This is a genomic window from Providencia sp. PROV024, from assembly GCF_032709665.1.
GTDB lineage: Bacteria > Pseudomonadota > Gammaproteobacteria > Enterobacterales > Enterobacteriaceae > Providencia > Providencia huashanensis.
The window spans coordinates 1-24285 of sequence record NZ_CP120545.1 but is presented as its reverse complement, the minus strand read 5'-3'; the positions used below and the strand labels follow the sequence as shown (position 1 = coordinate 24285).

The 24285-nt window shown below is 40.1% G+C and carries 16 protein-coding genes; 3 read left to right on the top strand and 13 right to left on the bottom strand.

Going from position 1 to position 24285, the window contains the following annotated elements:
* Window positions 1-83: 83 nt before the first annotated feature.
* The 6 genes from P3L56_RS00080 to P3L56_RS00055 form a co-directional block, all read right to left on the bottom strand.
* Complete coding sequence (locus P3L56_RS00080) at window positions 84-662, bottom strand: rhomboid family intramembrane serine protease (protein ID WP_198861039.1); 579 nt, start codon at window positions 660-662, stop codon at window positions 84-86.
* A complete protein-coding gene (locus P3L56_RS00075; RefSeq protein ID WP_210831740.1) occupies window positions 662-5599 on the bottom strand; it encodes a DNA repair ATPase in 4938 nt (1645 codons plus the stop codon). The genes P3L56_RS00080 and P3L56_RS00075 overlap by 1 nt, the downstream gene beginning before the upstream one ends.
* 80 nt (window positions 5600-5679) lie before the next feature.
* Complete coding sequence (locus tag P3L56_RS00070) at window positions 5680-7881, bottom strand: flotillin family protein (protein WP_042846788.1); 2202 nt, start codon at window positions 7879-7881, stop codon at window positions 5680-5682.
* Window positions 7882-7960: 79 nt separating this feature from the next.
* The gene (locus P3L56_RS00065) at window positions 7961-8596 is read right to left on the bottom strand and encodes an OB-fold-containig protein (protein ID WP_272686184.1); all 636 of its coding nucleotides are present in this window, start codon (window positions 8594-8596) and stop codon (window positions 7961-7963) included.
* A gap of 391 nt (window positions 8597-8987) precedes the next feature.
* Window positions 8988-9899, bottom strand: a complete 912-nt coding sequence (gene nagK, locus P3L56_RS00060; protein ID WP_042846786.1) for an N-acetylglucosamine kinase — start codon at window positions 9897-9899, stop codon at window positions 8988-8990.
* A 218-nt stretch (window positions 9900-10117) separates the two neighbouring features.
* On the bottom strand, window positions 10118-11230 hold the full coding sequence (locus P3L56_RS00055) for an SGNH/GDSL hydrolase family protein (RefSeq protein ID WP_052219354.1): 1113 nt from the start codon (window positions 11228-11230) through the stop codon (window positions 10118-10120).
* Between the two features lie 241 nt (window positions 11231-11471).
* On the opposite strand from P3L56_RS00055, the gene P3L56_RS00050 reads away from it, so the two are divergent.
* Window positions 11472-11732, top strand: coding sequence for a type B 50S ribosomal protein L31 (locus P3L56_RS00050; RefSeq protein ID WP_071547547.1), 261 nt, complete (start codon window positions 11472-11474; stop codon window positions 11730-11732).
* Between the two features lie 2 nt (window positions 11733-11734).
* Entirely contained in the window at window positions 11735-11860 is a 126-nt protein-coding gene (gene ykgO, locus P3L56_RS00045; protein ID WP_042846784.1) for a type B 50S ribosomal protein L36, read from the top strand.
* A gap of 70 nt (window positions 11861-11930) precedes the next feature.
* On the opposite strand, the gene yidZ is transcribed toward ykgO, so the two are convergent.
* The gene (yidZ, locus tag P3L56_RS00040) at window positions 11931-12896 is read right to left on the bottom strand and encodes an HTH-type transcriptional regulator YidZ (protein ID WP_071547546.1); all 966 of its coding nucleotides are present in this window, start codon (window positions 12894-12896) and stop codon (window positions 11931-11933) included.
* Window positions 12889-14073 carry an MdtL family multidrug efflux MFS transporter gene (locus P3L56_RS00035; RefSeq protein WP_198861037.1) on the bottom strand — a complete coding sequence of 395 codons (1185 nt, stop codon included), beginning with the start codon at window positions 14071-14073 and terminating at the stop codon, window positions 12889-12891. The genes yidZ and P3L56_RS00035 overlap by 8 nt, the downstream gene beginning before the upstream one ends.
* A 333-nt stretch (window positions 14074-14406) precedes the next feature.
* On the opposite strand from P3L56_RS00035, the gene asd reads away from it, so the two are divergent.
* Entirely contained in the window at window positions 14407-15513 is a 1107-nt protein-coding gene (gene asd, locus P3L56_RS00030; RefSeq protein ID WP_042846781.1) for an aspartate-semialdehyde dehydrogenase, read from the top strand.
* A gap of 336 nt (window positions 15514-15849) precedes the next feature.
* On the opposite strand, the gene P3L56_RS00025 is transcribed toward asd, so the two are convergent.
* The 5 genes from P3L56_RS00025 to dnaA all read right to left on the bottom strand — a co-directional run bounded on the left by P3L56_RS00025 (window position 15850) and on the right by dnaA (window position 23904).
* The gene (locus P3L56_RS00025) at window positions 15850-17433 is read right to left on the bottom strand and encodes a phosphoethanolamine transferase (protein WP_198861036.1); all 1584 of its coding nucleotides are present in this window, start codon (window positions 17431-17433) and stop codon (window positions 15850-15852) included.
* Between the two features lie 436 nt (window positions 17434-17869).
* A complete protein-coding gene (gene gyrB / locus P3L56_RS00020; protein WP_042846780.1) occupies window positions 17870-20284 on the bottom strand; it encodes a DNA topoisomerase (ATP-hydrolyzing) subunit B in 2415 nt (804 codons plus the stop codon).
* An 18-nt stretch (window positions 20285-20302) separates the two neighbouring features.
* Window positions 20303-21397, bottom strand: coding sequence for a DNA replication/repair protein RecF (recF, locus tag P3L56_RS00015; RefSeq protein WP_042846779.1), 1095 nt, complete (start codon window positions 21395-21397; stop codon window positions 20303-20305).
* 9 nt (window positions 21398-21406) lie between these two features.
* A complete protein-coding gene (gene dnaN / locus P3L56_RS00010) occupies window positions 21407-22507 on the bottom strand; it encodes a DNA polymerase III subunit beta (protein WP_042846778.1) in 1101 nt (366 codons plus the stop codon).
* A 5-nt stretch (window positions 22508-22512) separates the two neighbouring features.
* Entirely contained in the window at window positions 22513-23904 is a 1392-nt protein-coding gene (gene dnaA / locus P3L56_RS00005; protein WP_042846777.1) for a chromosomal replication initiator protein DnaA, read from the bottom strand.
* Between the last annotated feature and the right edge of the window lie 381 nt (window positions 23905-24285).

Genomic DNA, 24285 nt, shown 5'->3' with positions numbered 1-24285 from the left:
TTAATTATTAATATGTGAATCAAGCTCACAAAAAGGGATACGTAAAATGGGAAAAAAGATAAAAAATGAGTCAAATGGTGGGGTTATTTGAGCGAAGATAAACGCGTTTTTTTGTCGTAACGATTAGCCAACCATGCGTAGGTAATACCAGCTAGGGCACCAGCAATATGGGATTCAGTAGAAATATACAGGTTAATGGGGAGCAAGCCGCTAGCCATCGTACCAAAATAAAATAACACGAATAATGCAATGGCAATATCAACCCATTTTCGCCGTAAAAAGCCTTGGGCAATGAGTAAGCCCCATAGACCAAAAACCCAGCCACTAGCACCGATATGGATAGCATTACGGCCTAGTAACCAAACAGCTAAACCACCAACACTGATAATAAACAATGATGCCAGTAGATAAGCTTTAACTGTGCGATGAAGTAGCAAGGCACTTAAAATGATAAATGGCGGTAAATTGCTGAATAGATGCCCCCAACTACCGTGGATAAAGGGGGCAAAAAAAATGCCTAGTAACCCGGTCATGGTTCGAGGGACAACCCCAAAGGGGGTTAACCCACCCGCTGTTAGACTATTAATTAACTGAACAATAATAAAAATTGCTACCAGAAAAATTAATAGCCTAATACGCGGGTAACCTTGCAAAAAGTTCATCAGGGGTTACCAAGGGCTTGGACGCTTTCTACTAATGAAGCTAGCTGGCCCACGACCCGATCACCAATATCGGCATTATCGCCACCAAGTGCTTTATTACGCATGAAGTCTTTCTTAATTTGCTGCCAGCGTTTAGCATCTTTCTGAGAAAGAGTGCCACGTATTTCAGCCAGTTTAAGTAAGTTTTCTTCTGCACCAGTGGTTAAAAGTTGAGCTTCCCCAAGGTAGTGGTCATCAAGTAACCTTTCTAGCTCATCGTCATTCATAACTGAAGAAACCTTTTCACTCAATTTATTCATGTTTCGATAGCTACCTTGTAGGCGGAAAGCCGGCTCTGTACGGTATTTATCTGATTGGGCTGCACTTGCGATATACTGTTGGTTCACCTTCAATACAATATCTCGTAACTTAATCATTTTTTTGATTACTGAAGTAATTTCATTTATTTCAGCATCAGAATATGGGTAGCTGAGTGAGTTAGTTGAGATTGATTTCCCCATAGCTTTGTCGACAAATAAGTAGAGGTCATTAAGGTCCCGTAACGCTAGAGGGGCTAATACAGGGTTAGATGTGAGGCTATTTTCGATATAACTCAATGCAAAAGCATCATCCATCCCACCTAATACTTCCCCGAGGTTATAGATATCAGCACGGTTTGCTAGCATATCTGGAATACGGAACACTTCTCCTGACTCGGTATAAGGGTTACCGGCCATGACGACACAGAATTTTTTGCCTCGCATATCATAAGTTTTAGTTTTTCCTTTCCAAACCCCTTCAATGCGCCTTGTTCCATCACATAAGGAAATAAATTTCTGTAAAAACTCAGGGTGTGTATGTTGTATATCATCGACATATAGCATCACATTATTCCCCATTTCGAGGGCTAAATTCAGCTTTTCAAGCTCTTGCCTTGCCGTGGCATTAGGTGCTTGTTCGGGGTCAAGAGAAAGCACATCATGCCCAAGAGCAGGGCCATTAACTTTCATAAAAATTAACCCTAAGCGATCTGCCGCGTATTCCATTAAGGTAGTTTTACCATAACCTGGTGGGGATATCATTAATAGTAGCCCCATTAGGTCGGTGCGTTTCCCTTCCCCAAGAGCCCCTATTTGTTTCGCCATATTGTCACCAATAATTGGCAAATAAACATCATTTATCAATTTATTACGAACAAATGAACTCAGTGGTTTGGCTTTGAACTCATGAAGTTTTAAGCGACTACGTTCTGTGGCAATAATGCGTTGTCGTAATGCTTGATACTGGCGAAATTCAGGAATAAAACGTTTCCTTTGCCCACGCATACGACCAAAGTAATTATCTAAACTTAAGGATAAAGTCTGGTTTTCAATCGTTGGATGCTCACCTAGCAAACCGCTAACTTTAAAGTAAAGGTCAGCTTCACTATAACGGGCAGAGGCGACTTTATCTAATATGATAATCGCGATTGCACCTGGTATATAAGGTTCTAGATGAGAAAATTCAGGTACAGAACATAGCCCTTGTAGCCAGTTTTGAATTAATGACCAGCGTTGAGCATAGCGAGTACCTAGGTTTTGTTGTGAACGATTGAAATCGAGCCACATATGCGCGTCTTCCAATCGGCTTTGTAATGCGAGCACTAATTCCCTAGCATATTTACTATAAACCAATTCTATGGGTGTTCTCGCTAAGGCAAAACTTAGATATTCAGCAGCCTGAGTCTGTACATACCCTTGGCATTGAATTGGGTTATCTTGTAAAAATAAGCTGATACCAGCTTCAATTTCGGCTTGTAGGTCAAGTAGGGCATTATCATTATGGAATAATTGGTGAATATTCATTGCCGTTCTTGCGCGTTCCGGCCATTGAGCAGGGTAATCTTCGTTTTGTACTTGTTCCCAATAGATTGCAGCAATGGCACGGGCTGTTGGGTTATAACGTAGAAGGTCTGCATTTTCACCGATTGGCAGTAATTTTTTCAGTAGTGCAACGGCATCATGGTCATGAATACCTTTTTCATAGCCTTCTTTGTAACGTGGGCTAGCAAAATCACGGACAATTTTCTCAAGTTTTTCTGGGGAAGTTAACGCACTTTTTAGAAGACTAAAATCCAGCCCGTCTTGGCGCTTGGTTGCCGCATAAATAATAGAATAAGCAAGGTATTCTGAACGATAAACGGTATCAGACTCAGATTCTAGTGATGCACTCCAATAAGGTCGTAACTGTGATAACTCTGCATTCTCAATAGGTTCTTGGAAATCAGTCCCTGTTAGATAAACCCACAGTTGATCATTCTTAGGTAAAATCGTTAGGTCTAGTTCTTGGGTATTCACACTAAAACGGTGACGACCCAATTTAATGATATTGCCGCCATCTTCAAAAATATCTGTTTTATCCCTTAGGACGCGGATAGCTTGGTCGCGAGAGGCTTTTAAACGAGCATCGATATCATCTGCCTTAACGTTATCGTTAATTTCCCTTAGTTTTTCAATAATTTCGCGAGTTTTTAATGCGAGGGGATCAGATGCGAAGAAAGCGTTAAGTTCATCTTGAGATTGTAAACGGACGGTTCTACGTTGCAAGCTATCGAGTAGGCGATCTGCTGCGGTTAATAAGTTTTGAGCACGACGTTGGCGGTCGTCAATTAGAACTTGTTTATGGGACTCAAAGGTTTCGAGTAATTCTTCACGTTTAGCAAGAATATCATCGAGAAATTCATCATGGCTACTAAACTGGCTTTCCAGTTCTTCTAATTGAACCAGTAATCTTGATAGCTGATCATCACAACTTTCAGGGTCAGAGGCAAGGGAAAGTGCATTGGTGATCCCTTGGCTAAACAAGCGAAATTGAGCCCCAAATTGCGCGACAGTTTCCACGCTACTTTGAGATTTTCGTTTTTGTTGTAAGCGAGCACGAGACTGGTTTAATTGTGCATATATTTGTGAGATAGCATCAATAATACTTGTTTGTTGAGTGACATCGTTAAAAGACAATGATGCCATTAAATTGGATAACATATCTAAATCAGCAGACATTTTTTCCATGTCATTCATGGGGACGTCTAACTGAGCACTGTTTTGTGATTTTTCTATTTGTTCTTCAAAAATAGCAAGCTGTGATTTAAAAGGTAGTAATGCTTTATCGCTTGCAAGGAACGCTGCGGTTGCTTGTGAAACAGATTGCTGAGCTTCAATTATTTCATTTTCCATTTCGCTGAGTTGTTCTAAATCCATATAGCGAAATTCACGTAATGAAATTAAATGCCCTCGATGTGCATTGAGAGAATTTAAGCCATCAACAAACTGTTGAATATCAGTCCAACCATCAGGCAGTGTCAAAGAAAGTAGTGATTTTTGACGACTGACCGCCTCATTCATTGATTTGGCGGATTGTTGCCTAATACTCTCAACTTTTTCATACTCATCAAGAACTAATTCACTAGTCTGAGTAATCTCTTTCAGTAATTTACCAATACTTAGGCACTGGTCATCACTGAGCCAATAATAGAGATCTAATAAATTTTTGGGTTGTTGGCTAAGTTGTTCATAGCGCGCAATAGAAACTTGGTTACCTTCTATCTCTTTTGCAACATGCAAAATTTCTGAAATACCCCTTACTAAATCAGCATTTCCTATACGCCCAAAAAAACCACTCCGTGTTGGTTGCTGATCTGCAAACTCTTCTGAGTAAAAAGGTGTTTGCCAAACCTGCATAGGATGCACTCGGGTGGCTTCCTCCCCTTCACCTTCAAACAGTACCATTTTGCCATCTTCAAACATGGCGTAACCATGCCCAATAAGCGGAACGGATAATGTACGTTCGATTAAATTATAGTTAAATAGGGCAAGGCGACCTTGGTTTGGGGAATAGAAAACATATAAGACATCTTCACCATTTGGAGAACGACGTAAACGACGAAAACGCATTCCCTCCATGGGCTGATCAAAGGTTTTGTAATCGCCATTTTGTAAATAGTAGCCACCAGGGAAAATAATGCCGTGATCTTCAGGTAGCTGAACACAAGCTTGCCCAATGGCATCGATGCGTTGTACTGATTGGGATAATGTGTTGTAAACCAGATAACGCCAGCTTTCTTCTCGGTAAGGCAGAACCTTTAATATAATTAAGCTGCCTGTTTGAGCGTATTCAATTTGTGCATCATCAAGAGACTGGTTTTTATCCAGAACAGCTTCCCGATAAATCCCTAAACCATCTTCAGTATTATTTTCACACTTAATTGTTAAGTCGCCACCGATAGTTTCAATAAATACAGTATCAAGAATATTTAGATGAGGGTAACGACCATTAACCGTGTTTTCGCGTGTGGTTTTATGCCATTCAAAGTCATACGCGGGAGGAAGAGCTATGTCCCGCTCACCTCGATTATCTATATATTCGATACGGCGCTTATCACTTGATATAGACCAACGGAAAACACGGACATCAGTGATGCGGTCACCAATTTGGAAACTGGCGAGAAGTTTCCCATCCCTTTCAACAAGCTGAAGGAGTTGGGTGTTTTTATAGTAAGTGTACAGTTCAGTAAAATCTTGAACAAAGCGATTATCGCTTAAAAAGGTTTCTTCGTAAGGGACGGCTTCAACATCAAATTCATCCTCACCTTCGACGAGTCGATATAATGAAAAAACATCTTCAAGGTGAGTTTCTTTTTTAAGCCCGAGGAAAACGTTATAACCAAATAAAAGCCATTCACCAACACGAACAATGTCCCTTGCTTGGCAATTATTTTCAGTACGAATACGAATGCGGCCAATAATATCCATTTGGCTTTGGCCAAATTCTTCTAGCCGTTTTTCATTCAGTAACGAAGCTTTTTGATGAAGTTGCTGACCTTGCTCGGTTAGGCGCTTACGCAATATTTCATACGCCCCCCCTTCTGCGACAGCGCTATCGAGTATTTCTTGTTCGCGATCCGTATCCTGAATATCTGACATGGTGCAGCAAATTCCCTTAACTAAGACAATAAAAATGAAAAGCGATTAGGGGTAGAATTACCCCTATATGTGCTGATTACTTAAAGTTGGTCATCTGTCGGTGGAATAGGTTTTGCAGTGACTGTTTTTGCCAGTTGCCCTGCCCCTTTCGCTGCCATAAAGCCATTGATTAGGTCTTGAACTTCAGGGTTTTTTAGTAAAGCGGCAATATCAACTTTCTTATCTTCTTTGCTGCGATTAATTAGTTTTTCAACATTCTCTTTAGCGAAGCTGCTTTTATCCATAAAACCATCAACAGCTTTGCCTAAGCTAAGTGCTTTTGAGAAAGTATTAAAGAAGCTGCCATCACCACCTACAATTTCGATATTGGTTTTGCTCAGTGCAGCAGCCAATACATCGGCTTGTTCACGAGCAATTTCTTTATTCGCATCAATAGAGGCCATGGCTTGTTCAAATTCTTTCTCAAGACGCATACGGAACTCTTCATGAGAACGAGCAGTATCGCTGAGGTGATCCATTGATTTAAATTTATCTGTTAAACCGTCAGCTTCGGCTTTCAGGCGTTGGCGGATAACTTCTGCTTGTGCTGAACCTAATTGACCTTCACCGCGAGCTTGTGCTGCCAGTTTTTCTTCAAGGACTTTGGCATCGGCTAAGCCTAATTTTTCTTTAGCGTTAGCTTGTTGTTCTTCACCACGAGCTTGCGCTGCTAATTTTTCTTCAAGAATTTTTGCTTCAGCAAACCCTTGTTGTTGCTCAGCTTTTGCTTTAGCTTCCATAACTTGGGCTTCAGTTAAGCCTTTTTCTTTCAAGCCACGTGCTTCGGCTAGCAGTTTCTCAGCCGTGATATTAGCAAGTACTAAACCTTCTTTTTCTTCGGCTTCCGCAGTTGCTTGGCGAACACGAGCTTCTGCTAAACCTAATGCGGCATGCTCAGCTTCAATACCTTCAGCTAAACGTTTTTTCGATTCAGCTTGTTTTGCTGATGCTTCTAATTCAGCTTGTGCCATCGTACTGATTTCTTCTGCACGGTGTTTAGCGCTAGCTTCATCTGCGGCAGCTTTTTTCACTTGGCGGACTAAAGACTCTTCCGCTTCTGCTTCGGCATTAATGACAGTGACTTTTTTCATACGCTCAGCTTCAGAAACTTCGCGAACTTCTTTAATGCGTTCCTCTTCTTGTGCAACCGTTTTTTCCACTGCTACACGCTCACGGATTACATTAGAGATATTCTTACGTTCTTCTTCCAGCGCTTTTTCTTTTTCAATACGTTGTAATTCAACTTCTCGTTCACGAGCAACGACTTCAAGTTCACGAGCACGGCTAACGCGTTCTTCTTCAATAGCAACAGCGCGAGTGCGGTTCTGTTGAGCCACTTCGACTTCACGCATGCGGTTTTCTTCGCGAATTTCAATTTCTTGCTGAGTTTGGATACGCGCTTGTTCTGATTTTAAACGTTCTTCTTCTTGAACACGTAAAGTTTCAGCCTGTTCACGCGCTCGGATATTATCGATTTCACGTTTTTGACGGGCTTCTGCATCAGCTTGTTGACGCTCAAGTGCTAAGCTAGCTTCACGCGTTTCCACATTTTTCTTTTGAATCGCCAGTTCTTGGTCTCGTTCTTTCTGGTTGGTTTCTATATTGTGAATAGCCGTAATTTCAGTAATTTTACGAATACCTTCGGAGTCAAAAATATTATTTGGGTCGAGGGCTGATTTTGGTGTCTGTTCTAGGTAGTCGATAGCGACATCTTCCAGAGCGTAACCGTTGAGGTCTTTACCTATTACATCCACAATGCGGTCACGGAAATCTTGTCTATTTTCAAATAATGTTGCTAAATCTAATTGTTTACCGACAGTTTTTAATGCTTCTGAGAATTTAGCACTAAATAAGGTGCTGACGGCTTGGTGGTCTGATGCGCGGTCAACCCCGATAGCTTTAGCCACTTTCAGTACATCTTCAGTAGTTTCATTTACGCGCAAGTAGAATGCAACCGTGATATCTGCGCGTAGGTTATCATGACAAATAAGGCCATCTTTACCGCGACGGTCAACTTCCAGAGTCAGCAATGAAATACGCATGAACTCTTTTTTGTAGATAACGGGATAAACTAATGCCCCAGTAAAATGTACTTTTGGTTGAGACGACATATCGTTGACAATCAAAGCAGTACCTTGTGGGACTTTGATATAGAAGGCTTTGAATAACCCAAAAAACCCTAAAATAACTAGGATTATCCCTCCGACAATGGTTAAAAAGGGCATTAATGCAGCCAAATCCATATTTTTTCTCCATAGGTTCTGACGATGTCGTCATTTCGATGATTCAAGCAAGTATTATTTTATATAACAACCAATAGCTTTAGTTGCGGAATTCTTTTTCAGTGACAACTTGGTAACTGTGTGAGTCTGCGTCATAGCTAATAATAACAACGCGATCACCCCGTTTTATACCTTCTGTAAATGGCGCTCGTATTTGCAAAATTAGCCCGGCACCACCATCTTCGAGTATGGCTTCACCGTTTTTTTCATTGACGGTACCTGAGCGGACTGTGGCATATTTCCCGATGAGTTGGTGTACTGTTTTGGGTTTATTGAGGCTAATAAGTTTATTCCGTACAGGTTTTAAGCAAAGGGCGGTTAAGTGAAGTGAGATAAATATCGTGATAACAAATACAGCAAAACCAACAAGATAACGCAATAGACTTAAATCAATAAAGCGAATAAAACCATAAACACTAAAGTAGGTGATCACCCAACCAAACAGTGTAAATAATGTCAGAATAATGGTGACAGGGACCCCTGCTAACCCAAGTTTTGTTAACCACCCAGCAAAACCTGTTGCGTCAATACCGCTATCAAATTCAGTATCAACATTGAATAAATCAATATCTAACAGACCAAAAGCAGCGCATAACCAGTAAAACAACACAATAATTAGTAAGCCGCTAAAGATAACTATTGGAAACATCAAGCTGTTATGGAAAAACAAACTCATAGGATTTTCTCTTTATTCTAAGTATGTATACATAGTATGCAAAAACAGGAACAGCTTGTTTAATTTATCACCATTAAAAAATATAACGTAATAATATATTTTTTAATTAATTACAGTATCAGACTAGTCTATAAGCACTTTTAATTTTTGAGTTTCGTACAATACTGGATTGATATCCAGTGTGATCCTCTGAAGTTATTCCTAAAGTACTTTTTATAATAAGAAGCTACTGACAGAGCATGATTTTATCATTAATAGCTAAGTTGATGATAATCATTCTCAACCAAAGAGGTGGTATTTAAAGGATAAAATGGGGAAAATAGAAATGATTAAAGTGATAAATTTGCGCTTCATTGGCTAAAAGCTTAATGAAGCGCAAAAAAGTACAAAGTTAGTCAATTAAGTTTAGGAATGCTGCCCCTCGAGCCCCACCAGAGTCACCATAACGTGCTTTTTCAATCGCAGGTAATGTTGCGATGCCATAAAGATATTGTGGTAGGACTTCAGGTAGTCGTTGATAGATTTCTTCAAATTGTGAGAGCCCCCCACCAATAACGACTAAATCAGGGTCGAAAACGGTGACGATTTGCCCCATAAACATTGCAAGCAATGATATATAACGGTCGACATGCTGTTTTGCTTGGATATCACCTTGTTTATATTGTTCAATGATTTCGATTGCTGAATGTTTTCTACCAGTAAACGAAGCATAGATACGTTCAAAGCCGGGGCCAGATAAATAAGTTTCAAAGCAAGCGGTTTGCCCACAACCGCAAATGATTTCAGGGACTGTATCACCCAAAAGCTTAGCGCCGCGAACGCTTAAATTCATGTGGCCAATTTCTCCGGCAATCCCATTTTTTCCAGGTAGCACTTTGCCGTTTATGACGAAACCACCACCAACCCCTGTTCCTAGAATTAAGCCTAAGACGGTTGGATAACGTTTGAATTCAGGGTCCCAAGCTTCTGATAAAGCAAAACAATTAGCATCATTTTCCACTTTGACTGGGCGCTGTAAAATATTAGCCAAGTCATGAATTAAAGGTTTATATTGCGCAGTTGGGACGTTTGTTGTGAATACAGTGCCTTCAGCATGGTTGACGATACCTGGCACACCAACTCCTATTTTGCCTAGACAGTTAAATTTTTCATCGGCTTCTTGTGTGAGTGTGAGAAACGCGTTTAACAGTGATTGGTAGTCGTTTTTAGGCGTAGGAACACGTTTTTGCCAGACTTGATTTAACTCTTTGTCAAAGACAGCAAGTTCAATTTTTGTTCCGCCCATGTCAAAGCCGTAATACATTTTCACCTTCCCCTAATGGTTTATTTATTAAAAAGCTAATGTATCTCTTTGATAAATAATAAATGATAGTGCGTAATAGGTTAATTATACAAAAGATCACTAGAGGATAAATTATTGTTTTAGATTTTATTTTTCTTTAGGTGTTTTTAGGTTGATTTGCATTGAACAATAACAGATTAAAAGAGGCCAGTGTGTAACGACTCGCCTCTCGGTGAGGGTTAATCAGTTGTTGTAGGAGCTACAGGAGATTTGAAATTTTTTGCAATAAATTCATTGAGTTTAAGTGCCACAATGGCATGAACTTCTTGTGTTGGATGGACATTATCATTAAATAGATAAGGTGGGGCCGTATCTAGTTGTTCTTTTCCACCAATATAACCGTTAGCAAATGGTAGGTTTGTTTCATAGTTAAGGGTTTTGGCTTGCTGATAAATCTCTGTCATCGTTTTATCAATATCAAAAAAAACGATATTAGTACTATGCAGAGCATTTAATTTTTTTATGCTATTTTCCAATGCTTGATTATGCATAAGAGTTAGCATTTTCATTTTATTTTCATATTCCATCGGTTTTTCGTTCTTAAAGGGGGTTTTACTTGGGTCAGGTATCCCCATTATTAAGATATTCTGTGCACCATGCTTTATCATTTTATTGATTGCTTTGAGCTGACTGGAAATGACTTTATAGGTATTTGTTTTATTGAATGTCATGTAATCATTAGAGCCAATAGAGATAATAGCAAGGTCTGACTTATTGAATTTAATACCTTGTATTTGCCTTTTTATATTGGAAATAAATCTAAATTTAGGGTTTTTTTGGTTGTAAGTTGCGCAGACAGCGCCCCCTTCGGCCTTATTGATAACTTCAACAGGTCGATATGTATTATTTGAATTTTTGTCTTTGTAGCTCATCACTGTTGGTGAAGTTAGGAAGTCTACCCATGTGAAGCCGTTAGTAAAGCGTCCTTTATAGTATTGTGGTGCAGAAGGTAGTAGCCCTAGTGTCTTTTTCAGCATTCTTCCTTCTGAATCTGACAGGCTGTCTCCAACCACAATAACTCTTTCAAAATTATTAATTTTATCTTTTGGCTGGCTATACATACTAACAGCTAATGAAAATAGTTCTTTAGACTGTGAAGAGTCAGTCTCATCGGTATTAATACTATTAGTTGATGGGTTAGACACATTAAAAATAGGTACGCCTCCTAACTGAAAACGGGAATTAAATAACATTTTGATTTTACGAGTGAATGAGGAAGAGGTATTTTCAGGTCGACAATTATTTACTTGATCAGTATGACGAGGGAAAGTGCGTATTGTTTCTATAGGCATTGTTTTTTACCCAAATAATTAATTAAGTACTTATAAAGTTATCAGGTAATTTTTTATTCAAATATCAAATAGTGATAACAGATTTTTGGTTTTTCTAGTATTTATTCTCTTATAAAGTGTTTTAATTCAGTTTGTTATGTTTATTTTGTTGTTTGTGAAATAGTGTTGGTCCATAAAATAGTTGCGTCGTTATTTTAAATAATATATTGTTATATTATAACATAACATTCAGGTGGCTATTATGAAACAGGGGATACATCCACAGTACCGTACAGTGGTTTTCCATGACACAAGTGTTGATGCTTATTTTAAAGTGGGCTCGACGATAAAAACGGCAAAAACGATTGAATTTGAAGGGGAGATTTTCCCTTATGTCACCCTTGATGTGTCTTCTCAATCGCACCCATTCTATACCGGCAAACAAAAAGTGATTTCTCAAGAAGGGAAAACAGCACAATTCCAAAAACGTTTCGGGCGTTTTTTACAAACAGAGGGGAAATAAACGTGAAAGTGTTGAGTTCGTTAAAAACGGCAAAAACGCGTCATCCAGATTGCCAAGTTGTTCGCCGTCGTGGTCGTGTGTATGTGATATGCAAAACAAACCCACGTTTTAAAGCTGTACAAGGCTAACTCCTTGTTAATTTTTTCTGGTGTTTCTTGCTTTTGCCATGGCAATTCATGCTCCTTGCCATGGCATTTTTTATGCATTTACAAAATTGAGAATGCTATTTTTAATTTGTTCTCTTAGCCATAATGTTTTGGAATTATACGAGTTGCGTTTATGCCACAACACTAAAAAGGGGATTTCGAGTTGCTGGTAAAGAATGTCATCAATGGGGAGTGGTAGACAGACGAGATCAAGTTTGAAGTTATTCACATAATGTTGGCAGTATCCGGGAGTACAGGTAATGAGATTGTGTTCAGGTCGTGATGCCATCAGCAGTGATTGTTCAAATGTTGAAAATGAAAGGCTAATTTGGCGATTAAGCCCCATTGTAGACAATAAGTCATCTAGGGCCCATGGAATACGATTACCAAATTCAGTGCTAATATGAGGGTATTTTAGGAAATTGGCTAAACTCCATTCTTCTTTTAGAATGGGGTGATCTCGGCGAATAAAGGCCAGAGGTCGGTCAGTAAACAACACGTCGAAATTAAGGATATTTGGTAAGTGGTTTATTGACTCTTTTGAGCTGTGAAAACTTTCCCTACCTACTAACCCAATATCGGCATCACCTGCCACTAATGCCGCAAGTGAATTATAGTCCCAATCCCGCATAATGACGTCTGATTCAGGATATTGATTGAGGATATTCAAGGATAAATCATGGAGCATGATCAGATTTAATGGAGCTTCCATCATTAACCGGAATGTTATTCCCCGTGGTTTTTCAGTATCACGGATTTCAGTGATATAGCTGGATAAATTCAAAAACTCAGGAAGTGATTTTTCTATATGATACATCAATGGTGTAGGAAGAAGCCCTTGCGGGCTGCGAATAAATAGCGGGTCATCAAACCATTGGCGTAGTTTAGACAATGATTTACTGACAGAAGATGGCGTGATAGCAAGGCGTTGAGCTACGAGGCTAACACTCCGCTCTTCCATTAAATATTGCAAAATAACCAGTAAATTTAAGTCTAAACGATGCAATTGTTTATTCACATGCTATTACCTTTTCATTGACTTGTGTGGCGGGAACTCTGAGCAAGATTATGCCCATAGTACCTGCTGCTAATAGGATAATTAGCAACATACTGATTGATGGTATGCCAATTGCCCCCATTAGCCAAATATACAAAGAGGCGAAGCTGAGTTGCGAAATGGCTAAAATGGAGCTTGCAATACCGGCTTTTCTGGCAAATGGGGATAGCGCTTGGCTCATAATAATCCCAAATTGCATTGAAAAACCCATTCCGCTACAAGCAAAAACAATAAATAGCAAAATCAGGTTGTTAAACGTAAAGAGATACACAGATAAAACAACGGCATTGAATAAAAATAACCCAAGGGCAGTATTGAGCAGCGATTGGCTATTAAATGTTGATAGCAATTTTGGCATTAAGAACGAAGTCCCCATACTCACCATTGCTAGAACGGTCATAGCTGTGGAATATTGACCCGTGGTAAAACCTAGATTACCCATCAGGATAATCGGTGCGACATTCACATAGGTCAGGATCACCGCCATTCCAAAGCAAGAAATAATCAAACGAGTGACAAAGAATAAATTGAAGATTTTTTCTGTGGTGTCTGGCGATGATGTGGTGTGTTTGGTTTCTTGGCGAGCCGCAGGTTTAGTTTCTTTTATCGACACTAAGCAGAAAACCATACTCAGTACCGCATAAGTAGCCATAAAGTAAAACATCATTGACCAATGGTAGACCAGTAAAATGGCAAACCCAATGACAGGGGCAAGTACGGGGGCGATACAAGTCACGCCATTCATTGCCGCTAAGACTTTAGTCCGCCTTTGTGGACTAAGTACATCTCGTAAAATAGCGAAAGTCACCACATAACAGAAACCAGCGCCGATGCCTTGTAGGAAGCGAGTCATCAAAAATAGGTCAATCGATGTCGAGTTTCCTGCCATGACAGAGGAAATGGCAAATATTGCCGTCCCCACTAAGACCACGGGTTTACGGCCAACATGGTCGGCGAACCATCCCCCAATGAGCATTGTGGATGCCATGCCTGCAAGGTAAATAGAAAATGCGACATGAAGTTGGCTTTCACTAGCGCTTAAGTCAGCGGCTATATAAGGAATACCCGTTAAGTGAAGGTCGACACCAAGGGGATAGATAAGGACTATCCAAAAGCTAAAAAGAACATATTTGGTCATGAGATAAGCTGTACTGTGAGAGGGATTATTCTAATTTTAAGCTGAGTGAATGATATAACGAATGGATTAATTAGAAAACAGCATTTTCCAAAATGGAAATAAGATATTCATGTGTTTTAGGAGGAGTATTAGCTTTATTACTAATCTTCTTACTATTAGTGATGAAATTCACTTGCACACTGATGCATATTTTGTCAGGTTTAATATATCCGAAAAATTTCTAGCTCCAGCTTTCATGAGCCTCTTATAAATGACAAAAATGCGGTATTGCTTCTTATTAAGTTGGAACAGGAAATTTTTTGGTAAAACTTTAAACAAACAGGGTGAATAAAAATGAAAAATGTAGGGTTTGTTGGTTGGCGCGGTATGGTCGGTTCAGTATTGATGCAGAGAATGGTAGAAGAACGTGATTTTGATGCGATCCGCCCTGTATTTTTTACGACGTCACAACAAGGTGCAGAAGCACCAACTTATGGTGGTCATCGAAGTGTTTTACAAGATGCCTTTGATATCGATGCATTGAAAGCGCTAGATGTTATTATTAGCTGCCAAGGTGGTGATTATACTAATGATGTCTATCCGAAGCTCAGAGCCGCAGGCTGGGATGGCTACTGGATTGACGCAGCATCTTCATTACGTATGAATGATGATGCGATTATCATCCTTGACCCAGTGAATAACCAACACATCCAAGATGGTTTGAATAAAGGTATTAAGACCTTTGTTGGTGGTAACTGTACAGTTAGTTTGATGTTGATGTCTTTAGGTGGTTTGTTCACGAATAATTTAGTGGAATGGGCGTCAGTTGCAACTTATCAAGCCGCATCAGGTGCAGGTGCACGTAATATGCGTGAGCTACTGGCACAAATGGGGTCTTTGCACACACAAGTGGTCAAAGAACTGCAAGACCCAGCCTCTGCTATTTTAGATATTGAGAAGAAAGTCACTGATTTTACACGCAGTGGCGCGATGCCAACAGATGCGTTTGGTGTCCCACTAGCAGGAAGCTTAATTCCATGGATTGATAAAGCGCTAGAAAATGGCCAAAGCCGTGAAGAGTGGAAAGGCCAAGCGGAATCTAACAAAATATTGGCAACAGGTAAAAATATTATCCCTGTTGATGGTTTGTGTGTTCGTATTGGCGCACTTCGTTGCCATAGCCAAGCCTTTACATTGAAATTGAAAAAAGATGTGCCGTTAAAAGAGGTTGAACAATTACTGGCTTCTCATAATGAGTGGGTAAAAGTCGTTCCAAATGATAGAGAAATCACAATGCGTGAACTGACACCTGCTGCAGTGACTGGTACATTAAGTACGCCAGTTGGCCGCTTACGCAAATTGAATATGGGGCCTGAGTATTTATCAGCCTTTACTGTTGGTGACCAATTACTGTGGGGAGCCGCTGAGCCTCTTCGCCGTATGTTAAGGATTTTATTATAATTCCTTAATGAATGTCGGTGGGTTATATAGGCCTGCATATAAAAATATGTTGGCTTTACCCAAGGGGATATTCTTGTTGTACACGAATAATGGCGTCTTGATATGACGCCATTATGTATTTTGGTGATGAATAACCTTTAATTCAATATACTTCACTGGATAGAAAATACGGTTTTTTTAGGTATTGAAACATCATTAGGGGGAAGTATATTCACGTTTCCTCAAGCAGTTTTATATTATGACCCACTGTATTATTGGCAATACTAGGGCGAACAGTATTGGCGACTTCCATGATGCCACTATTTTTCTTTAGATAATGCCAAATATTTTTAGCTTTTATTGAGGGTCTTTTGTTTCCGATGGTAATTGATTAACCGGTAATATGTTACGGTTGCCATCAATCACCTGAATGTTGTTATTGGGTTGATAGCATTCACGCATGGGAGATAAACAAGCTTGTGATGCATGCTGTTGTATTCCTAACCAGTCACTAATTAACCAATAATTATTAGCAGTTGAATAGGGTTGACCCAAAGCTCGTGGGTTTAATGCCGGTTTTGGTATGGTTTGGCTGTACCAGATTAATAAGGGTATCTCATAAGCTTCTTTTCTTGGGTTATTTACGCCATGGTGGTAGTGAATATTGTTATCACTGTCTAATCGTTGTAATGCATGGTCTGAAAAGTACATCAACGAAGCGGGCTTCCCGTCTAGCTGTTGGAGTAAGTTTTCGATAAATTTATCGGTATAAGCGATAGAGCTGTCATAACAATTATCATCTTCTTGTTCACTGAATTTTTTTAACTCTTTTTCTGGAAAACGGTTACACGCAGGCTCATGGCTCCCATAAGTATGTAGGATGATCAGTTTTTTCTTGTCTGTTGGGTCGTTAATCGCATCATTAAAATGGCCTTGAATTTCCTCATCATAACCCACGAATTCATTCCATTTTTTCTTTTGAGCCATGTTAGCTATCGCAGAGATGACACTGGTTCGTTTATTGGTTTTTCCTTGGTTACTTATCCAATAGGTTTTAAAACCCGCATGATTGGCTAATGAAATAATATTGTCAGCATAGTGTGATTTGTCCTGCATTTGGTCAAAGCGAATATTAGACAGTGAGATTGGCACTGACAATATGGTGACCGGAGCAGGAGAATAAGCTTGTTGGAATACCAAAAGCTGTGACTGACGATTATCTAGATTAGGGGTTGTATCATATTGATAGCCATATAAACCCATATGGTCACGACGTAGGGATTCGCCAATGACGAGAACATAGATTTGTGCTTCAGTATCTTTTTTCTCATAGTCAAATGATACGATTTGGGATGAGATTTTTTTTATGCCGCGGTTTTCATACAAGTTTTTGACGAGAGCAGCTGCATTGTAAAATGGCGTGTTGAGCAAATATTTTTCGGTTATTAACAATGAGCTATCTGGTTTATTGAGTAATGACGCGTAATAAGCAGGGATTGCTAAGAGGTAACCACATAACATCGCGATACTAATCATTGTCGTACGGCGGTTTATATATTTAGTACATTTATGGATGCTTAATAAATACACTGAAAAAACAAACAAATAAAAGATCACATAACCAATATTGTAGGAGAGCATCCCCACCGTTTCGCTACTATTGGTATTAATAAAGGTTTCGGCAATTGAAGAGGAAAACCGAATATCGTGTTTTTTGTAAAAGAAAAATGAGACTGAAAGATTTAACGCCCAAAGCAATGAGACGAAAACCGTGAATATTTTTCCGATAAGGGACCGATATACGCCAGCACACAGAAGCATAATGAGTGTGCCAGAAATGATAATCGCAGTGTCTGCCATCACATTCGCATCACCACTGAAAAAAACAGGGATGGATGAGAGCAACAAAAAATAAATAGGGATAATCAGTTGTCGTATCATTGTTTTCTTATTACGTATTTTGCTTTTACCTTGAGTGTGTTGGGTTATTGAACATATGGATTTAACCATTAACATCTAATTAACTTAGGGGATTAACCGTTTATAGCACATAAAAAGATAAGATAATCAAAATAGTGGCGTAAAAAACTGTAAAATCTCGTGAGGTTAAGTCATGAGCTTTTCCCTACCAAGAAAATGGCAGCGAAGAAACTTTGTTAAAAGAGAGAGCAATTTGGATCTCAATATCACTGTGATGGTCGCTTTTAGATAAAGACTTACCATAATCAGCTAATAAATTAATGAGTTATTGCTTATTTTAAAATAAGAGGGCTGCTGAATGTCATGTTCAGTGAGCAAATAAGTAGGGGAAATAAAGAAAAAAATAACCCCACACTTTCGAGTGGAGTTATTTAATATTAATCAGTAAATATAATAATTAAATATCAATATTTGCTGCTTTTAGCGCATTCTCTTCAATAAATGCACGACGAGGTTCAACAGCATCACCCATCAATGTAGTAAAGAGTAAATCTGTTGCGATAGCATCTTTTACGGTTACGCGCATCATACGGCGAGTTTCAGGGTTCATGGTGGTTTCCCAAAGCTGTTCTGGGTTCATTTCACCAAGACCTTTATAACGCTGTACATACAGACCACGACGCGATTCACGAGATAGCCAAGCGAGAGCTTCTTCAAAGTTATCAATATTCTGACGACGCTCACCACGTTGGATATACGCCCCTTCTTCAATTAAGCCACTGATTAAGTCGCCTAAATGAGTGATACGGCGATACTCGCTACCGTGAACAAAATCGAAGTCGAGGTTGTAATCAGTATCAACACCGTGAGTGCGAATACGGATTGTTGGCTCAAATAATTGGCGCTCACGATTTTCTTTAATTATGTAGCTATATGTGCTGCCGAATTGCTCGTTGTCTTCTAAGCGCTTAACTAATGTTTGAGCCCATTCTTCAACTTTTGCGTTTTCTTTTAAGTCTTCCTCAGTCAGCGTAGACTGATAAACTAAGCTGTTGAGTAAGGCTTGTGGGTATAAGCGCTCAAGGCGACGAATAATACGGTGAGCCGCATTATATTCGACAACCAGCTTTTCTAATTCTTCACCTTTCATTGCTGGAGCGTCGGCACTGAGATGTAACTCTGCACCATCAAGGGCGATAGAAATAAGATAATCGTCCATCGCATCATCATCTTTTATGTATTGCTCTTGTTTGCCACGTTTTACTTTATACAGTGGCGGCTGAGCGATAAAGATATGACCACGTTCAACAATTTCAGGCATTTGACGATAGAAGAAGGTTAATAGCAGTGTACGAATGTGTGAACCATCGACGTCCGCATCCGTCATGATAATAATGCTATGATAACGCAGTTTGTCTGGGTTGTACTCATCACGTCCGATGCCACAACCTAATGCTGTGATAAGAGTGGCAACTTCTTGTGAAGAAAGCATTTTATCGAAACGCGCTTTTTCAACATTAAGAATTTTACCTTTTAGTGGCAAAATAGCTTGGTTTTTACGGTTACGGCCTTGTTTTGCTGAGCCGCCCGCAGAGTCCCCTTCCACTAAGTAGAGTTCAGATAATGCTGGGTCACGTTCTTGGCAGTCTGCTAATTTACCCGGTAGGCCGGCTAAGTCTAACGCACCTTTACGGCGTGTCATTTCACGTGCTTTACGTGCGGCTTCACGAGCACGAGCGGCATCGATAATTTTACCGACAACAATTTTAGCGTCATTCGGGTTTTCCAGTAAATACTCAACCAACCGCTCGTTCATGATAGTTTCAACGGCAGTTTTTACCTCAGAAGAAACTAGTTTTTCTTTGGTTTGTGATGAGAATTTAGGGTCTGGAACTTTCACGGAAATAACAGCAATTAGGCCTTCACGCGCATCATCACCTGTAGCGTTGACTTTGCTTTTCTTCTGATAGCCTTCTTTTTCCATGTAGTTATTTAATGTGCGGGTCATCGCTGCACGGAAACCAGCTAAGTGAGTACCACCATCACGTTGTGGGATGTTATTGGTGTAGCAGTACACGTTTTCTTGGAAGCCATCATTCCATTGCATTGAAACTTCAACACCAATACCGTCTTTTTCTGTAGAGAAATAAAATACTGACGGATGAATTGGCGTTTTATTGCGACTTAAATATTCAACAAAGGCTTTGATACCACCTTCGTAATGGAAATGGTCTTCTTTCCCATCACGTTTATCAATAAGCCTGATTGATACCCCAGAGTTTAAGAATGATAGCTCACGAAGACGTTTAGCTAAAATATCATACTCGAATTCTGTGACACCTTTAAAGGTATCCATACTTGGCCAAAAACGTACGAGAGTACCTGTTATGTCTGTTTCCCCAACAACAGTCAGAGGACCTTGTGGTTCACCGTGTTTATAAATTTGCTCATGAACTTTACCGTCACGACGAATGACCAGTTCAAGTTTTTCAGATAAGGCGTTAACAACAGAAACCCCAACTCCGTGTAAACCACCGGAGACTTTATAGGAGTTGTCATCAAATTTCCCCCCTGCGTGCAGGACAGTCATGATAACTTCTGCAGCAGAGACACCTTCTTCTTCGTGTATACCTGTTGGTATCCCACGTCCATCATCCTGTACGGAGATAGAGTTATCGGCATGGATAGTGATCACGATATCGTCACAGAAGCCTGCGAGGGCTTCGTCGATAGCGTTGTCGACAACCTCGAAAACCATGTGATGAAGACCTGTTCCATCGTCTGTATCACCGATATACATGCCCGGGCGCTTACGCACCGCATCCAGTCCTTTTAATACCTTGATACTTGAGGAGTCATATGTATTCGACATCAACGTTTCCTGCTCTTTCTATTCCTGAGGTTGAACTTCTATTTTGCCATGTTCTACACTAAACATCTTACTGTTTGCGTCTATCATATCATTAACTTGTTCAGCTGTAATGGCACTGACAAACACTTGTGCTTGCGTAGCTTTGAGACGTGTCGCTAACAATTGGCGGCGACCCGCATCAAGCTCGGAGGCAAAATCATCCAGCAGATACAGGCACCTTTGCCCGCTCTGACGAGTGAAAAACTCACCCTGCGCTAACCTTAATGCACACATTAATAGCTTTAGTTGGCCCCGAGAAAGCATATCTTCTACAGGGGTACCATTTGCACGAATACGCAAATCTGCTTTATGTGGCCCTGAAGCGGTATAGGTTAGTGCTCTATCACGCTCAAATTGGCGCTCTAATTGTTCTGAATAATCAATTTCTTTATCCCAACCGCGCTGAAAGGATACCGAGAGTGAAAATTCGGGTAAAAACTGCTGACAGGTTTGCTCTATATTTTCGGCAATACCTGCGATGTAGTCATGACGCCATTGGCTAATTTGCTCTGAAATTGGCGCCAGTTGTTTATCCCAGTGACGTATTTGTTCGTAACGGGTAACTTGGCGTAAAGCCGCATTTCGCTGCTTTAATAACCGTTTTAAATCAGACCATACTGAAAAAAACAACGGATCATTGTGAAAACAGCCCCAATCAATGAAGGCTCGACGATATTTCGGGCCGCCATTGAGTAGTGTAAAACCTTCTGGGGTAATTAATTGCATCGGCAACAGTTTTGCAAGCTCTGCAATTTTATGGCCGTCGGTGCCGTCTATGCGAACTTTACTGTCACCCTCGCGATTTTTGCTTAACCCCAATGAAAGGTCATTACGATTTTTATCTAGATGGCTAAGTTTACCATGAAGAATAAATTGTTCTTGCTCATGACGAATAACACGATTCGCTTGAATACTGCGAAATGCGCGGCCATGACCTAAGGTGTACACTGCTTCCAGTATACTAGTTTTGCCACTCCCGTTTGGGCCAATTAAAAAATTGAACCCATTAGCAAGGGCGAGATCCGCATTTTCAATATTTCGAAAATCGCGGATTAATAAACGCGAAAGGATCATAAATACCGATTATAAACGCATTGGCATGACAACATATACCGCCGCTTTGCTTTCAGCGTCTTCAATTTGCACACTGGAAACTGCATCGGTTAATAATAGCTGCACGTTTTCACTTTTCAGTGCATTTAAGACATCTAAGATGTAGCTGACGTTAAAACCAATTTCCATCTCAGTTCCCTGATAGCTAACATCAACAATTTCTTCAGCTTCTTCTTGCTCAGGGTTATTTGCTGTGATGCGTAATTGGTTTTCACTAAAATATAAGCGTACTCCGCGGAATTTTTCATTGGATAAAATCGCCGCACGGGAAAATGCCTGTTTTAGTAAGTCACAACGAGCTTCTAATGTTTTATTTGGGTTTTTCGGTAACACACGGCGATAATCAGGGAAGCGACCATCAACCAATTTAGAGGTAAAAATAAAATCCCCAACGTGGGCGCGTATGTTATTGCTACCGATTTGCAGTTGTAATGGTGAATCGCCACCATCTAACAAGCGCATTAACTCAATCACCCCTTTACGAGGAACAATTACCGAATGAGAAGGTAAAGATTGACCGATGTCCATCGCACAAACTGCTAGCCTGTGCCCATCGGTTGAAACGGTTCTCAGCATTGAGTCTTCAGTTTCAAATAGCATTCCGTTGAGATAATAACGCACATCTTGGTGTGCCATGGAAAACTGAGTTGCTTCAATTAAACGTTTCAGTATTGACTGAGGAAGAGAAAACTCAACTTCACTTTGCCAATCATCTAGGTTTGGAAAGTCTGCTGCTGGCAAAGTAGATAATGAAAAGCGGCTACGACCAGAACGGACGAGCAGTCTATCATCATTGAGTTCTACTAGAATTTCAGAACCTTCAGGTAAACCACGCCAGATATCAAAAAACTTGCGTGCAGGCACTGTTGTTGCACCAACTTCATGTTCCTGCGTTAGAGGAACGTTGGCCATCATCTCCATTTCAAGGTCGGTTCCAGTGAGTTGGAGGGTGCCTTCTTTTACCTGTAATAAAAGGTTACCTAAAATAGGCAGAGTTGGACGCCCACCTAAAGGACCACTAACCTGTTGTAACGGTTTTAATAACTGCTCGCGTTCTATAATAAATTTCATAGCAATTAAGATGATAATGTTCTGATTAAATTAGAAAAATCTTCTTTGATGTCATGGCTCTCTTCCCGTAACTGTTCAATTTTACGACAAGCGTGTAATACCGTGGTATGGTCACGGCCGCCAAAGGCATCCCCGATTTCAGGTAAACTATGGTTGGTCAGCTCTTTTGCCAAGGCCATTGCCATCTGACGCGGACGAGCGACAGAACGAGAACGGCGTTTCGACAGTAAATCTGCCACTTTAATTTTATAATATTCAGCAACAGTTTTTTGAATATTATCAATAGTTACCAGTTTTTCTTGTAGTGCTAATAGGTCACGTAATGCTTCGCGTACAAAATCGATAGTAATTGCGCGACCTGTAAAGTTTGCGTTGGCGATCACACGATTTAATGCGCCTTCTAACTCACGAACATTAGAGCGAAGCCGTTTTGCGATGAAAAAAGCCACTTCACCTGGCAGTTGGATTTCATTTTCATCTGCTTTTTTCATTAATATCGCGACACGGGTTTCGAGTTCTGGTGGTTCGATTGCTACCGTTAAACCCCAACCAAAGCGTGACTTTAAGCGATCTTCAACCCCGTTAATCTCTTTTGGATAACGGTCGGATGTTAAAATAATTTGCTGATTGCCTTCAAGTAACGCGTTAAAAGTATGGAAAAACTCTTCTTGTGAACGCTCTTTGTTAGCAAAAAATTGAATATCATCAATAAGTAATGCATCTACAGAACGGTAATAACGTTTAAATTCTTCAATTGCGTTATTCTGTAGAGCTTTGACCATATCTTGAACAAAACGTTCAGAGTGCATATAAACCACGCGTGCGTTGGCTTTATGCTCCATAATACTATTGCCTACAGCATGTAATAAGTGAGTTTTACCTAAACCTGTTCCACCATAAAGGAATAGTGGATTATAGGCCCCACCCGGATTTTCAGCCACTTGCCTCGCGGCGGCACGAGCCAATTGGTTCGATTTACCTTCAACAAAGTTATCAAAAGTGTGCTTAGGGTTCACATTAGAACGGTAAGCGACTTCCGGTTGTACTTTGGCTGAGTTATCCCAACTTGGTTTAATCGGAGCTGACGGCGCGGCAAATGCAGGTACTTGGTTTGTTGTACGTGCTTGCGTTGCTGCCGGTGCGACGGCAATCGGTTTATTGCCCACTTCAAAGTGTAGAGCAGGCGCGTCAGTTCCACAAAAGTCATTCAATAATTCATTAATATTATTGATGTACTTGTCTCTAACCCAGTCGAGAACAAAACGATTTGGGGCATACAGTGCCAGTGTGTTGTCGTTTAATTCAGCTTGAAGGGGGCGTATCCACATACTGAATTCTGTGGCAGGTAGTTCATCCTGCAATCGGGCAAGACATTGCTGCCAAAGCGAAAGTGACACGTTGGACTCCCCTAAACAAGGTCAATGGAACAAGAATTACGGATTCAAACAAAGAATTTTCTCAGGATCACTTTTTATTAATGGCCCAAAGAGGTTTTAGATTAATTTTTACTTACCGCATATTGCTGATCAGTGGATCAGAAATAGACCCGAGATCATACCGCAAAATTAGCCAGAGATCTTCATTCTTTTACACAGTTTTTATGCTTTTTATCCACAGGTAAATGTGATAAGGCATCTCTTATGATAAAGAAACAGACAGGATGATCGTCATTACCCGCTATTTTTCCACATGGCTGGGGATAACTTTAGACGATTTCTCGAAAATATTCTGCTTGATCAAAAAATATTTTCAGATCACTTCAAGATCCTTGCGCTTTG